Raw genomic sequence first — 14406 nt, 5'->3', positions numbered from 1 at the left:
CTCTGCTGCGGGCGATTCCGTGCGGAGTGAGCGTGGCGATGCCGCCGCGCCAACGCTGCAGCGCCCGAGCGAGGAGCTTGGTTCGCAGGGGCATGTCCCAAGAGCCGGTGGCCGTCACAGTCGCCAGTCTCGCACCCCGACCCGTGTGGATCGGCAGCCCCGATCCACCCGGACGGCGTAGGTGCGTCCAATCCGGGCGCGGCTCAGGCAGGATTGACCCCATGCCCGACGACAGCGAACGCGCGCGACCCTCAGGTCACGCCGTCGACGAAGGTCGTCGGGAGCGCGCTGACGAGAGCACGGGGGAACACATGCGACCGACCGCGGAGCAGGAGGCGGTCGACGAGACCGAGACGCAGAGTGCGTCCGCGGCGCCTGCGGAACGCGCCGAGGCGCTCGACCCGGAGGCGCCGACACCGGTGCCCCCCGCAGACGTCGACGTCGTCGAGCCGGCCATCCCCGAGCGGGTGCGGCGCCCCGCGGACGTCGTCCGGCTCGTCGTGGCCCTGCTGCTGCTCGTGCTCGGTCTGCTCGTGGCCGACCTGGCGGCGGGCACGCGTGGCGCCGTCGAGCAGGACCTCACCGACGTCACCAGCGGACTGCCCCGGGTGCTGCTGACCCTGCTCTCGCTTGTGAGCGGCATCGGGGTCCTCCTCGTGCCGATCGGCGTGGGCATCGACCTCGTGGTCCGCCGCCGAGGACTGCAGCTGATCCAGGCGCTCGGGGCCGCCGTCGTCGCCGGCGTCATCGTCATCGTGCTCGCGGTGCTCGTCCAGTCGGACAACGGCGGCTTCGTCACCGAGGTCCTCACGCGGCCCACGCCGACCGGACACACCGGCCCCCTCGACATCGTCATCGTCTCGACCGTCTCGCTGCTCACGGTGGCCGACATCTCCGGCCGCAAGTGGATCTGGCCGATCGCGGTCACCGTCGTGATCGCGACCCTGGTCACGACCCTCCTCTCGGGCGCCATGACCCTGGCCGCCCTCACGGCGTCGCTCCTGCTCGGCTGGCTCGTCGGCGTCGCCTTCCGGCTCGCCTTCGGCGTGACCGCCACGCGGGCGCCGGGCCGCGACGTCGCCGACGTACTCGTCGCCACCGGGGTTCCCCTGCGCCGGCTCGAGCTCATCGACGCGAACGACGCCGGGGACCGGCGTTACCTGGGCACGACCGAGAGCTCCGACGGTGCGCGCGCCGTCGACGTGCACGTCATCGACCGCGACACCTTCGGGCTCGCCTCGGGGCGTCGTTTCCTGCGCGTGCTCAGGCTGCGGAGCGGGTTCACGCGGCCACCGGCGCTCACCCTGCGCTCCGAGATCGAGCACCGCACGCTCATGGGCTTGGTTCTCGAGGACCTCGGCATCCCGGCCCCGAGGCCGGTGTCCATCGCCGAGGTGGGGCCCTTCTCGGCGGTCATCGCCTACGTCGAACCGCAGGGCCGGCCACTCGCCGAGGTCGGGTCCGACCTCACCGATGCCCAGCTCACCGCGGTGTTCCGGCTCTCGGAGACCCTGCACCAACGGCGCGTGGCGCACCGCTCCCTGAGTCCCCACCACGTTCTCGTCGACGGCGACACGGTTGCGCTCGCCAGCCTCGGCAGCGGCGACGTCGCGGCCGACGACATCAGCCTGCGCATCGACCTGGCCCAGCTGCTGACGACCGTCGCCCTCGCCGTCGGGCCGGAGCGGACCGTTCGGGCCGCCACCGAGACTCTCGGTGAGGAGGCGGTCCTGCGGGCCGTGCCGCTGCTCCAGTCGGTGGCGCTCACGCCCGAGACCCGGGAGGCGCTGCGCGAGCGCAAGGGGGTCCTCAAGGAGCTGCGCAGCCGCCTCGTCGAGCTGCGGCCCTCGATCGAGCACGTCGAGCCCGTGCAGCTGCGCCGGGTCTCGGCCCGCGCGGTCCTCACCGTCATCGGCGCCGCAGTCGCGGCGTACTTCATCCTCACCCAGCTCACCCGGTTCGACCTCGCCACGGTGTTCCGGCAGGCCGACTGGCGCTGGATGGTCGCCCTGGTCGTGTTCGCCGGCGCAACCTTCGCCGGCGCCTCCATCGCGCTCGCCGGGGCGGCGCCCGTGCACCTGCGGTTCATCCGGACGTACATGACACAGCTGGCCGTCGCGTTCAGCGGGCTCGTGGCACCCGCAGCAGTGGGGAACATCGCCCTCAACACGCGCTACCTGCAGACCACGGGCCTCACGCCCACCCTGGCCGGTGCCAGCGTCGGTGTCGCGCAGGTCGCCCAGTTCTGCTCGTACTTCGTGCTGCTCGTGGTCTCGGGAGTGCTCGCCGGCACCGGACCGTCGGTGTCCTTCAGCCCCTCGCCCGTGCTGGTGGCCGCCATCCTGGCGGTCGTCATCATCGCCCTCGGGCTGCTGGCGGTCCCCAAGATCCGGGGCTTCCTCACCGAACGGGTCATGCCACAGGTGCGCTCGGCCCTGCCCCAGGTGCTCGAGACCTTCCAGCACCCGCGTCGCCTCGTCCAGCTGCTCGGTGGGGCGCTCCTGCTCGACGCGTCCTTCGTCGCGGCCCTCGTGTGCGCCACCCGGGCCTTCGGTGCCGAGCCGTCGGTGGCGTCGGTGGCGGTCGTCTACTTCGCCGGGGCGATCGTCGGCTCGGCCGTCCCGACGCCGGGTGGCCTCGGCGGCATCGAGGCGGCGATGTCGTTCGGCCTCGTCCAGATCGGCGTCGACAGCGCCGTGGCCGTGCCCGCGGTGATCCTCTACCGCCTCGCGACGTATTGGCTGCCGATCCCGTTCGGCTGGTTCTCGCTCAACCGCCTCCAGAAGGTCGGGGCGCTCTGAGGCGCCACCACCCGCGTACGCGGGCCGGGTGGCGACGAGCCGCGGCCAGCGCTCCCGTTAGGGTCGGGCCATGACGGTGCGGCGGATCATGGGGCTCGAGACCGAGTACGGCATCTCCGTGCCGGGCGACCCGATGGCCAACCCGATGTTCCTGTCCGGTCAGGTCATCAGCGTCTACGCCGCGGCGCAGGGCATCCGGTCGAACCAGTCCAGCTGGGACTACGCCTTCGAGGACCCCCTGCGCGACGCCCGCGGCTGGCAGCTCGACCGGCAGACCGCCGACCCGAGCCAGCTGACCGACGTCGAGGACCCCACGCTCGCGAACGTCGTGCTGACGAACGGGGCGCGCTACTACGTCGACCACGCCCACCCCGAGTACAGCTCGCCCGAGGTCACGGTGCCGCGCGACGCCGTCACGTGGGACCGGGCCGGAGACGCCATCGCGCTGGAGTCGGTGCGACTGCTCGCCGCACGACCCGGCCAGCCGCCGGTGAACCTCTACAAGAACAACGCCGACGGCAAGGGCCAGTCCTACGGCACTCACGAGAACTACCTGATGCCTCGCCGCACGGCCTTCCCCGACATCGTGCGACACCTCATCCCCTTCTTCGTCACGCGCCAGATCGTCTGCGGCGCAGGGCGCGTCGGCCTCGGCGTCGACAGCAGGGGAGCGGGCTACCAGATCTCACAGCGCGCCGACTTCTTCGAGACCGAGGTCGGGCTCGAGACGACGCTCAAGCGGCCGATCATCAACACCCGCGACGAGCCGCACGCCGTGGCCGACCGCTACCGGCGCCTGCACGTCATCATCGGCGACGCCAACCAGCTCGACGTGGCGACCCTGCTCAAGACCGGTACGACGTCTCTGGTGCTGGGGATGATCGAGGACGGCCACCTCAGCGAGGACTGGTCGATCCGTCGGCCCGTCGCGGCGCTGCAGACCATCTCGCACGACCCCGCGCTGCAGGCGACGGTCGAGCTCGTCGACGGGCGCACCGTCACCGCCATCGACGTCCAGTGGATGTACCTCGAGGCCGCCCGGAGCTGGCTCGACCGCCGTGGCGACGACCCCGAGCCCGAGGCCACGGCCGAGGTGATGGCTCTCTGGGAGGAGGTCCTCACCGGCCTCGGCCGCGACGTCATGTCGTGCTCGCCGCTGCTCGACTGGGTGGCCAAGCTCAAGGTGCTCGAGGGCTACCGGGCGCGTGACGGCCTCGGCTGGGACGACCACCGCCTGGCCGCCATCGACATCCAGTGGGCCGACGTGCGCCCCGAGAAGGGCCTCGTGCACCGCCTGCGCGACCGGGGCATGCTGCGCGACCTCGTCACGCCCGAGGAGGTCAAGGCCGCGCAGACGACTCCACCCGAGGACACCCGGGCGTGGTTCCGGGGCGAGTGCGTGCGTCGCTTCACCGGGCAGGTGTTCTCGGCGAGCTGGGACTCCGTGGTCTTCGACGTGCCGGGCCGCGCCAGCCTGCAGCGCGTGCCGATCCTCGAGCCCGAGCGAGGCACCAGGGCGCAGGTCGGCGCCCTGCTGGAGGAGAGCGCCGACGTCGCGGAGCTGCTCCGCGGGCTCGCCACTCCCGACTGACACCTGACCTCCCGGCCCGTCCCGTCGTGCGCCCGATCACGTATGCCGTCTGCCCCTTCCGGGGCGGTGCTCGGAACGCGCGCTCGCACGGGTTAGGGTCGAGCCAACGAGGTCTTTCACGTCTGGGAGGTAGCCATGCCGGGTCAGGAGCACGCCAAGCCGCAGCGTCGTGACGAGGAGCCCCCCGAGGCCCCTGAGGCACCGCCTGCCGCACCCGCCGGCGCCGCCGTCAAGGAAGGTCTCTCCGACGACATCGACAGCGTCCTCGACGAGATCGACGGCGTGCTCGAGTCCAACGCCGAGGAGTTCGTGCGGGGCTTCGTCCAGAAGGGCGGCCAGTGACCGACTCGCTGCCCGGACGGTCGCGTCGGCTCGATGACGCCTTCATGAGCGCAGGCTCGTCGTCCTTCACCGAGTTCGTCTCCGCCTACCGCCCCGAGCTGCTGCCCGCCGGGCGCCGCCTTCCGTCGGGCGCCAGCCTCGAAGCGCCACACGGCACGACGATCGTGGCCCTCCTCTACGACGGTGGGGTCGTCATGGCCGGCGACCGCCGCGCCACGATGGGCAACGTCATCGCCAACCGCGACATGGAGAAGGTCTTCGCCGCCGACGACTTCAGCGTTGTCGGCATCGCCGGCACGGCGGGCATCGCGATCGAGCTGGTCCGGCTCTACCAGGTCGAGCTCGAGCACTACGAGAAGATCGAGGGCGCGATCATGTCGCTCGAGGGCAAGGCCAACCGCCTCGCCTCGATGATCCGCGGCAACCTGGGTCTCGCGATGCAGGGACTGACGGTCGTCCCGACGTATGCCGGCTTCGACCTCGAGTCCGCCACCGGACGCATCTACTCCTACGACGTGACCGGTGGCTGCTACATCGAGGGAGGCCACCACTCGACCGGCTCCGGGTCGGTCTTCGCGCGAGGCGCCCTGAAGAAGCTCTGGCGTCCGGGCCTCGAGGAGCAGCAGGCGGTCTCGGTCGCCATCGAGGCGCTCTACGACGCCGCCGACGACGACTCCGCCACGGGCGGACCCGACCTCGGCCGGCAGATCTGGCCCACCGTCGCGCTCGTCGACCACGCCGGCGCCCGGTTCGTGGCCCAGGACATCCTCGAGGGGCACGTCGAACGGGTCGTGGTCGCGCGCCGAGACAACCCGGGAGGTGCCCGATGAGCATGCCGTTCTACGTCCCGCCCGAGCAGGTCATGAAGGACCGGGCCGACTTCGCGCGCAAGGGAATTGCTCGTGGCCGGTCGGTCATCGTGGTCGGCTACGACCGGGGCGTCGCCTTCGTGGCCGAGAACCCGTCTCGCGCCCTGCACAAGGTCTCCGAGATCTACGACCGCATCGCCTTCGCTGCAGTCGGTCGCTACAACGAGTTCGAGAGCCTCCGGGTCGCCGGCATCCGCTATGCCGACCTGCGCGGCTACTCCTACGACCGCACCGACGTCACGGCGCGGGCCCTGGCCAACACGTACGCCCAGACGCTCGGCGCGGTCTTCACGCAGGAGTCGAAGCCCTTCGAGATCGAGATCGTCGTGGCCGAGGTCGGGCTCGACAGCGACGCCGACCAGATCTTCCGGCTCACCTACGACGGGTCTGTCGCCGACGAGCACGGCTTCGTGGCGATGGGCGGCGCGAGTGACGCTGCCGAGGAGCGACTGGGCACGGCCTGGCGGCCGGGCATGACCTTGAGCGAGGTGCTGCGCCTCGCTGTCGACGTGCTCGGTGCTGGCGACAACGGCGAGCGTCGCGTGCTCGACGCGGCGCAGCTCGAGGTCGCCGTTCTGGACCGCGACCGGCCGCGCCGGTCGTTCCGCAGGATCGTCGGGCCCCTGCTCACGAGGCTGATCGAGCCGCGCGAGACGAGTGACGCGCCGGCTGAGGTGCTGGGCGGCCCGGCCGGCTCCGAGGCGTCCGACGTGTCCGACGGCGCAGCCACGGCCGCCGACGGCCCCCTTCCCGAAGGCGAGCCCGACAGCCCGTCCACGCCCTAGGCGCCGCCCGTCGGTGGACGTCCACCTCAGAGGTGCGCGACTCCCTGACGAGTGCTCTCTGCACTGCGCACCCGTGACGAGTCGCCCCACCCGTGACGGAACTTGCCCCCGGTGCACAACGCGGAGGCCGCCCACCTGACAGGTGGGCGGCCTCCGTCGTTCACGGCCGAGTGCTCAGGCACTCGGGAGCGTCTCAGCGGCGTGACGCAGCGACCTTGCCGTCGACGGGCTTGCGCTGGTAGTACGACGAGCCGTTCGCGGCGCCCGCCTTCTGGTCGGCACCTTCGTCGGCGTCGGCGTCGGCGTCGGCGTCGGCGTCGGCGGCGTCCGTGGCCTCCGTCGTGACCTCGTCGGATGCCTTGGCCGCACCGTCGGCGTCGGCGCTCGCGGAGGCTGCGGGATGGTGGGCGTCGGCGTCGTCGGCGGTGCCCTCGTCGTTGGAGGCCTCCGTCTCGTCGCCGCCTGCTGCATCTCCGGCTGCCTGGGCGGGAGTGTCGGCAGCCGCGACGGCCGGCAGCGCCTGCGTCGCGTCGGCCGGGGGAGCGGGCTGGGCGGGCTTGTCGGGGGCACCGAGGGAGTCCATGAGAGCCCCGCCGCCGAGCGTGGCGAGCATCTGCCGGACGTTGCCGAGCTGGGCCGTGATGGCGTCGCGCTGGGCCGAGGCGGCCGAGAGCTCGCGGTCGGACTCCTCGCGCAGCCGGGAGGCGTGGTCGCGGGCCTCGGAGACGATCTGGTCCGCTTGAGCCTGGGCGTTCTCGAGCAGCCGCTCGGCACGCGCGCGCATCTCGTGCGCGTCGTGCTCGGCCCGCTCGGTCAGCTGGCGCAGTCGCGACTCGCTCTCGCCGAGGGCGGCCTCCTGCTGCTGGCGGCGCACCTCGAACTCGAGGTCTGCCGACTCGCGACGGGCGGCGAGCTTGACCTCGAGCTCGGCAGAGGCCGTGGAGGCCTTGAGCCGGTGCGCCTCGAACTCGGCGGCAACCTCCTGGCGCTGGGCCGCGGTGACGCTCTGCGCCTCAGCGACGATGGCCTGCGCCTCACGGTTGGCCTGGGCGATGATGCGCACCGACTCCTCGTCGGCACGGGCGCGGGCCTGCTCGGCGTAGGTGCTGGTGGTCGCCTTGAGGTCGCTCGCGCCGCGGTTGGCGCGCTCGCGGATGTCGTCGGCGTCGGAGCTGGCCCGCTTGCGCATGTCGGCGGCCTCCTCTTCGGCGAGCGAGAGGATCTGGCCGATGCGCTCACCGAGGTCGGTGAACGTCTGCGCCGGCGACGGGCTGCTGTTCTTCTTCAGGTCGGCCATGACCCGCGACTGCTGCCCCAGCTGGCCCCGCAGGTCGGTCAGGGCGGCGTTGAGCTTGGTCAGCTCGACGCTGCGCTCGGCGGCGTCCTTCTTCGCTGCCTGGAGGATGCGGTTCTGCGACTCGATGAAGGCGTCGACCTCCTCGGGCTCGTAGCCGCGGCGGGAGGACTTGAAGTGCGGTCTGTCGATCATTTCCGTCCAATGCAGGGGAGGGTGTGGGGCCGGCCGTGAGGGGATCAGCAACAACCATTGTGGCAGCCACATTCTCGTGCCTCTCGGGCACGTCGGGCCAGTCGGGATACGGGATGTCGACCACGATGTCCGGTGCCACGACGGCATCCGACGCGGCCGCGGTCATCCAGCTCGGCATCGATGTCGGCCGGCTGCACGGCGGCGTCATGGTCACCCGCCGTGATGACACGCGCGACCTCACGGACGACGCCGACCGGATGCGGGCCGTCCGCCTAGAGTTGGTTCATGGAGCGGCGGATCTTCGGGATCGAGAACGAGTACGGCGTCACCTGCACCACGCAGGGCCAGCGGCGCCTGACTCCCGACGAGGTCGCCCGCTACCTGTTCCGTCGTGTCGTGGCATGGGGACGCTCGAGCAACGTCTTCCTCGGCAACGGCGCGCGGCTCTACCTCGACGTCGGCTCGCACCCCGAGTACGCCACGGCCGAGTGCGACTCGGTGCGTGAGCTCGTCATCCAGGACAAGGCGGGGGAGCGCATCCTCGAGGGACTCGTCGAGGACGCCCAGGGCCGGCTGCGCGACGACGGGGTGGAGGGCGAGATCTTCGTCTTCAAGAACAACACCGACTCGGCCGGCAACTCCTACGGCTGCCACGAGAACTACTGCTACGGGCGCACCGGTGACTTCCAGCGTGTGTCCGACATGTTCATCCCGTTCCTCATCAGCAGACAGATCGTCTGCGGCGCTGGCAAGGTCGTCGCGACCGCCCACGGCGCGAGCTTCGCGGTGAGCCAGCGCGCCGACCACATCTGGGAGGGGGTCTCGTCCGCCACGACGCGCAGCCGCCCGATCATCAACACCCGCGACGAGCCGCACGCCGACGCCGAGAAGTACCGCAGGCTCCACGTCATCGTCGGCGACTCGAACATGTCCGAGACGACCAACCTCCTCAAGGTGGGCAGCGCCGACCTCGTGCTGCGCATGATCGAGGCCGGGGTGGTGATGCGTGACCTGTCGATGGAGAACCCCATCCGCGCGATCCGCACGATGAGCCACGACCCGACGGGACGTGCCACCGTCCGGCTGAACAACGGCCGCGAGATCTCGGCCCTGGACATGCAGCGCGAGTACCTCGACAAGGCCATCGAGTTCATCGACCGCGAAGGGGTGACCAGCCCTGACACCAAGCAGGTGATCGACCTCTGGGGTCGCGCTCTCGACGCCATCGGCAGCGGCGACCTCGACGCGATCGACACCGAGATCGACTGGGTGATCAAGCACCGGCTCATCGAGCGCTACCGCGAGCGCCACGGGCTCGCCCTGACCGACGCCCGGGTGCAGCAGCTCGACCTCGCATACCACGACATCAACCGGAGGCGAGGGCTCTTCTACTTGCTGCAGCGCCACGGCCGCACGGCGCGCGTCGCCTCCGACGTCGAGATCTTCGAGGCCAAGGTGCGCCCACCCCAGACGACGCGTGCGAAGCTGCGCGGCGACTTCATCCGGGCCGCCCAGGCGCACGGTCGCGACTTCACGGTCGACTGGGTGCACCTCAAGCTCAACGACCAGGCGCAGCGCACCGTCCTCTGCAAGGACCCGTTCCGGGCCGTCGACGAGCGGGTCGAGCGGCTGATGGAGACCATCGACCGGTCGCCGACGGTCCAGCGTCCCCTCTGACTCCCTCTTCGTCCCCTCCGGGCCCCGGGGGAGCGGCGTGAACCTGTCAACGCGCTGTGAACCGTCCACAAGGGTGGGCGTTACAGTGGCCGGGATTTGCCCAGCGGGACCTCCACACCCGCCCGCCCCCGACCGAAAGTCTCACCTGTGCGTCCCAACCGTCCGGCCGCTCGCACGGCCGCTGCCCTGATCGCTGCCCTCGGGCTCACCACCGTCGCCGCCTGCGGCTCGACCTCGAGCGGCTCCAACGGCTCGGCGACCACCGCACCCACTTCTGTCGCGCTGGCCGGAGTGACCGCCACGGGCGCGGTCGACTTCAAGACCGCCCCCAAGGTGGCGCTCGGCAAGACGCCGATCAGCTCCAAGACGGTCGAGCACAAGGTGCTGACGCCGGGCAGCGGCAAGGCAGCCACGAAGGCCGACGCCGTGAGCCTGCGTGCCACCATCTACAACGGCACGACCGGCAAGCTCCTCGACGACGGCTACGCGGCCGGCCGCAAGGCCGAGGGCTACCGCCTGGGCCGTGCCGACCTCATCGCCGGTTTCACCGAGGGGCTGCTCGGCGCCACCAAGGGCTCGCGCATGGCCTTCACCATCCCGCCGGAGAAGGGCTTCGGCTCCGCCGGCAACCAGCAGCTCGGCGTCAAGGGCACCGACACCATCGTGGTCGTCGCCGACATCGCCGACGTGCACACGCCGCTCGCCAAGATCGACGGCACGCAGACCGCGGCTCCGGCCGGCCTCCCGACGGTCGAGTTCAAGAACGGCCCGACCAAGGAGCCGACTGTCACGGTGCCGAAGTCCGCGGCCCCCACGACGACGCAGCAGGCGACCCTCATCGAGGGCACCGGCGCGACGGTCCAGAAGGGCCAGACGATCAGCGCTCAGTACCACGGTGTGCTCTGGAAGGACGGCAGCGTCTTCGACTCCTCGTGGCAGCGTGGCGCCGCGGCCGACTTCCCGATCGGCGTCGGCGGGGTCATCCCGGGCTGGGACAAGACCCTGGTGGGCAAGAAGGTCGGCAGCCGCGTTCTCATCGTCATCCCGCCGAAGGACGGCTACGGCAACGCCGGCAGCCCGCCCAAGATCTCGGGCACGGACACCCTGGTGTTCGTCGTCGACATCCTCGACGCATACTGACCGACGGCGCGGCCACACGCACGCACGACCACCAACGAAGGGACACGCAGCATGGCACTCGACCCGAACCGCTCCAAGCCCGAGATCGACTTCCCGGAGGGCGAGGCTCCCGCCGACCTCGTCGTCGAGGACCTCATCGACGGTGACGGCCGCGAGGCCAAGGCCGGTGACACCGTGAGCGCCCACTATGTCGGCGTCGCGCACTCGACCGGTGAGGAGTTCGACTCGTCGTGGAACCGCGGCGCGCCGCTCGACTTCCGCCTCGGTGTCGGCATGGTCATCCCCGGCTGGGACAAGGGCATCGAGGGGATGAAGGTCGGCGGCCGGCGCAAGCTGACCATCCCGTCGCACCTCGCCTACGGCGAGCGCGGAGCCGGTGGCGCCATCAAGCCCGGCGAGACGCTCATCTTCGTCGTCGACCTCGACGACGTTAAGTAGCAAACAACTCCGGCTCGCTTGCTCGTCAGTCCAGGCGTGACGCGCGCCGAACCATGCTCATGGGCTCGCTTCGCTCGCCGGGTTCGGCGCGCGCCGAACCAGCCCGGCAGCGAAACGCCCGGCGACGGCCGCGCCCAGGAAACTGGCGCGGTCGTCGTCGTATCCGCGGCCCATCGTGCGCAGCGTCACAGGGCTCGTGCGCAGCGCGGCCTCGAGGCCGTCGCACGACACCTCGTGCAGGCGAAGCCGGCCGCTGCTCGCGGTCCCCAGCTCGCGGGCCTGGGCGAGCACGCGCTCCCCGAGGTCGCCGGGTAGGAGTGGCACCGGCACGTCGGCCGGCACAAGAGACACGCGGCCGTATGCCGTGAGGCTGTGGTGCGAGACGCCGAGGTGGCGTTCGCGGGGGTCGGACTGGGAGATGCGCAGCGAGCAGACGGCGCGACCGCCGAGCGTTGCGGCCGCGTTGACCGCCTCGCCGGCGGAGGTGCCGGAGAAGCCCCACCGCGTGCCGGTGCCGAGGTTGCCGGGCCCCTGCGCGACCACCACGACGTCGGCCCCGACGACGTGGTGCGCCGCCAGCAGTCCGGTGTGGACGTTGACCGCCTCCAGGTCACCGCCGAACGCCTGTCCCACCGTGACCGAGGCGGCCAGCCACCCGGCCTCGCGCAGGCCCGCGACCGTGCGGGAGAAGTCGACCGGCAGCGCGCCGCCGTCGGTCATCACGTAGGCGACGCGCAGGTGCGGGTCCGCCTCACGGATCCCGGCGAGGACGGCGGGCAACGCGGAGTGCAGGTCGGCGACGACCACCGGCAGCCCGGCGAGGTCGTCCGCCTCGGCGAGCAACGCGTGGTGCTCGCTGTCCTGCTCGTCGACGCCCAGCACCATCGTCTGGGTCGGCGTGTAGCGGGCCTTGACGACATGGCCCGGCACCGCGCCGACGTCGTCGACGGGATCGGGGAGCGCGTCGGGAGCCGCGACCACGATCGCGAGGCCGCCGGTGCCGAGGCCACGCTCGAGGGCGGTGGTGTTGAGGAGCACCTCGGTCCCGGGCTCCAGCGCACCGACGAGCTCCACGTAGCCGAGCGCGCGCACCACGTCACCCGACGCGAGCCGGACGGCATACTCGACGGCCCCCGCCCAGCGGGACCGCACCTCGACGACGACACCCCGGCGCCACTGGATCATGGGGTGACCCTATCGATCGCATGTTCGGGTAGCGTCGGACTGCCCGCCCGCGCCGCCGCCTCCCAGGAAGGTCTCGATGAGTCCTGCGTCTGCCTCGGCCGACAAGACCGAACGGCTGCTCAACCTCATCCTCGCGCTCAAGTCCGCGCGTCGTCCGGTCTCGAAGCAGAAGATCCGTGAGTCGCTGCCCGCCTACGCCGCGGCCACCTCCGACGAGGCGTTCGACCGCATGTTCGAGCGCGACAAGGACGAGCTGCGCGAGATGGGGATCCCGATTTCGACGACCGTCATCGACGTGCTCTTCGACGACGAGGTCGGCTACCGCATCGACTCGAGCGAGACCACGCTCCCGGCCATCAGCTTCGCGCCCGACGAGGTCGCGGCCCTCGCCCTGGCCGCGCGAGCCTGGTCGACGGCGAGCATCTCCGGCGCCGCCTCGGCCGGGTTGCGCAAGCTGCGGCTCTCCGGCGTCGAGATCGACGAGTCCGTCGCGGCGGGTGCCGAGCCGCGCATCCGCACCAAGGAGCCGGCCTTCGAGGCGGTGCACGCCGCCGTGTCGGCTCTGCAGCCGATCACCTTCGACTACCGCAAGAACGACGGCGAGCTCTCCACCCGTCACGTCCAGCCATGGGCCCTGAAGAACTGGCACGGGCGCTGGTACCTCACCGCGTTCGACGTCGACCGTGGTGACGAGCGGGCCTTCCGCCTCAGCCGGTTCGAGGGCGCGGTCCGGCGCAAGGGGCGGGCGGGGTCGTATGCCGTCCCGTCCGACCACGTGCCCGAGGTCGCGCTCGAGGCGCAGCCGCCCGAGCCGGTCGGCACCGCGGTCGTCCGGGTCCGTCACGGCCGGGGCCACACGCTTCGCCGCGCCGCCGTCCGCACCACCGAGATCGACGAGCGCTGGGCCGAGATCGAGGTGCCCTACCAGCGCGGCACGACCGAGCGCGATGTGGTCGCGCTGGGCACGCACGCCGTCGCGGTCTCGCCGCCCGAGCTCGTCGTCGGGGTGCGATCGGCCCTGCAGGCCGTGGCGGACGCGCACTCCGGCCACACCGTTCACACCACGACCGGGACCGATGCGACGGGGGAGCCCGCATGAGTGACACCCGACGCCCGGCCCCGCGCCGGGCTCCCGAGACCGCGACGCAGCGACTGGGCCGGCTGCTCGACATGGTGCCCTGGCTGCTCCAGCACCGTGGGGTGCCGATCGCCGACGCTGCGCACGAGTTCGGCGTCAGCGAGGACCAGGTGGTCGAGGACCTCGAGCTGCTCTTCGTGTGTGGTACGCCCGGCTACGGCCACGCCGAGCTCATCGACGCGCAGTGGGACAGCGGCCACATCTACCTCGACAACGCCGACGACATCGCCGCCCCGATGCGGCTCTCCCGCGACGAGGCCGTGACGCTCACGGCCGGTCTCCAGGCACTCGGGTCGACCATCGTGGGTTCCGACGTGGCCGAGCGCACGCTCCAGAAGATCCGCGACGCCGCCGGCGGCGCGGTCGACGAGCCGACGGGCCGCATCGACCTCGACCTCGACGACGGGGGCCAGCACCCGGCCATGGCACCCCTCAAGGACGCGTTCTCGCGCGGCCGCCGCGTCCACCTGCGCTACTACGTGGCGACCCGCGACGAGTCGACCGAGCGCGACGTCGACATCATGCGCATCCTCAACCTCGACTCGCAGTGGTACGTCGAGGGCTACTGCCATCGCGCCCGTGACGTCCGGCTGTTCCGCCTCGACCGCATCGAGGACGTCGCCGTGCTCGACGTCGACGGCACCCCTCCGGAAGGCGTCACCCCGCGCGACCTCGACGACGTCTTCGTCCCAGGCGAGAACGACCTGACCGTCGTGCTGGACGCCAGCCGCTGGGCGGCCTGGATCGCCGACTACTACCCCAACGAGGGTGTGGACCGACGGCCGGACGGCTCGCTGCGGGTCACGCTCAAGGTGGCCGACCCCGCGCTCGTGCGTCGTCTCGTGCTTCGACTCGGGGGAGAGGTCAGAGTGGTGGAGCCGCGCGAGCTGGCCGACGCGGTCGCCGACGAGGCACGCTCGGCGCTGGACGCGTACGCCTCCGTCCACTGAG

General features: G+C 71.5%; 12 protein-coding genes. 10 read left to right on the top strand and 2 right to left on the bottom strand.

The window, feature by feature from the left end; translation table 11 throughout:
• Nucleotides 1–311: 311 nt before the first annotated feature.
• From AB4091_RS12260 to prcA, 5 genes are all read left to right on the top strand, one after another.
• Nucleotides 312–2801 (top strand): lysylphosphatidylglycerol synthase domain-containing protein, encoded by a 2490-nt coding sequence (locus AB4091_RS12260; RefSeq protein ID WP_442292025.1) that lies wholly within the window; start codon nt 312–314, stop codon nt 2799–2801.
• 70 nt (nt 2802–2871) lie between these two features.
• The gene (gene dop, locus AB4091_RS12255; RefSeq protein ID WP_442292024.1) at nt 2872–4392 is read left to right on the top strand and encodes a depupylase/deamidase Dop; all 1521 of its coding nucleotides are present in this window, start codon (nt 2872–2874) and stop codon (nt 4390–4392) included.
• Nucleotides 4393–4527: 135 nt separating this feature from the next.
• On the top strand, nt 4528–4734 hold the full coding sequence (locus tag AB4091_RS12250) for a ubiquitin-like protein Pup (protein ID WP_386052881.1): 207 nt from the start codon (nt 4528–4530) through the stop codon (nt 4732–4734).
• 44 nt (nt 4735–4778) lie between these two features.
• Nucleotides 4779–5564 carry a proteasome subunit beta gene (gene prcB / locus AB4091_RS12245; protein ID WP_442292300.1) on the top strand — a complete coding sequence of 262 codons (786 nt, stop codon included), beginning with the start codon at nt 4779–4781 and terminating at the stop codon, nt 5562–5564.
• Nucleotides 5561–6388 (top strand): proteasome subunit alpha, encoded by an 828-nt coding sequence (gene prcA, locus AB4091_RS12240; protein ID WP_442292023.1) that lies wholly within the window; start codon nt 5561–5563, stop codon nt 6386–6388. Before prcB ends, prcA begins: the two co-directional genes overlap by 4 nt.
• 193 nt (nt 6389–6581) lie before the next feature.
• Here prcA and AB4091_RS12235 read toward each other — a convergent pair whose 3' ends face one another.
• Nucleotides 6582–7877, bottom strand: coding sequence for a hypothetical protein (locus tag AB4091_RS12235; protein WP_442292022.1), 1296 nt, complete (start codon nt 7875–7877; stop codon nt 6582–6584).
• Between the two features lie 285 nt (nt 7878–8162).
• Here AB4091_RS12235 and pafA point away from each other — a divergent pair, with 285 nt between their 5' ends.
• The 3 genes from pafA to AB4091_RS12220 all read left to right on the top strand — a co-directional run bounded on the left by pafA (nt 8163) and on the right by AB4091_RS12220 (nt 11132).
• The gene (gene pafA, locus AB4091_RS12230) at nt 8163–9554 is read left to right on the top strand and encodes a Pup--protein ligase (RefSeq protein WP_442292021.1); all 1392 of its coding nucleotides are present in this window, start codon (nt 8163–8165) and stop codon (nt 9552–9554) included.
• A 147-nt stretch (nt 9555–9701) separates the two neighbouring features.
• Complete coding sequence (locus AB4091_RS12225; protein ID WP_442292020.1) at nt 9702–10694, top strand: FKBP-type peptidyl-prolyl cis-trans isomerase; 993 nt, start codon at nt 9702–9704, stop codon at nt 10692–10694.
• 51 nt (nt 10695–10745) lie between these two features.
• A complete protein-coding gene (locus AB4091_RS12220) occupies nt 10746–11132 on the top strand; it encodes an FKBP-type peptidyl-prolyl cis-trans isomerase (RefSeq protein ID WP_442292019.1) in 387 nt (128 codons plus the stop codon).
• A 57-nt stretch (nt 11133–11189) separates the two neighbouring features.
• Here AB4091_RS12220 and AB4091_RS12215 read toward each other — a convergent pair whose 3' ends face one another.
• Entirely contained in the window at nt 11190–12317 is a 1128-nt protein-coding gene (locus tag AB4091_RS12215; protein ID WP_442292018.1) for a DUF3866 family protein, read from the bottom strand.
• 76 nt (nt 12318–12393) lie between these two features.
• On the opposite strand from AB4091_RS12215, the gene AB4091_RS12210 reads away from it, so the two are divergent.
• Both AB4091_RS12210 and AB4091_RS12205 read left to right on the top strand, forming a co-directional pair.
• A complete protein-coding gene (locus tag AB4091_RS12210) occupies nt 12394–13416 on the top strand; it encodes a helix-turn-helix transcriptional regulator (protein ID WP_442292017.1) in 1023 nt (340 codons plus the stop codon).
• Nucleotides 13413–14405, top strand: a complete 993-nt coding sequence (locus tag AB4091_RS12205; RefSeq protein ID WP_442292016.1) for a helix-turn-helix transcriptional regulator — start codon at nt 13413–13415, stop codon at nt 14403–14405. Before AB4091_RS12210 ends, AB4091_RS12205 begins: the two co-directional genes overlap by 4 nt.
• Nucleotide 14406 lies beyond the last annotated feature (1 nt).

The organism is Terrabacter sp. 2RAF25 (genome assembly GCF_052115265.1).
GTDB lineage: Bacteria > Actinomycetota > Actinomycetes > Actinomycetales > Dermatophilaceae > Terrabacter.
This window is presented reverse-complemented; position numbering and strand designations above follow the sequence as displayed.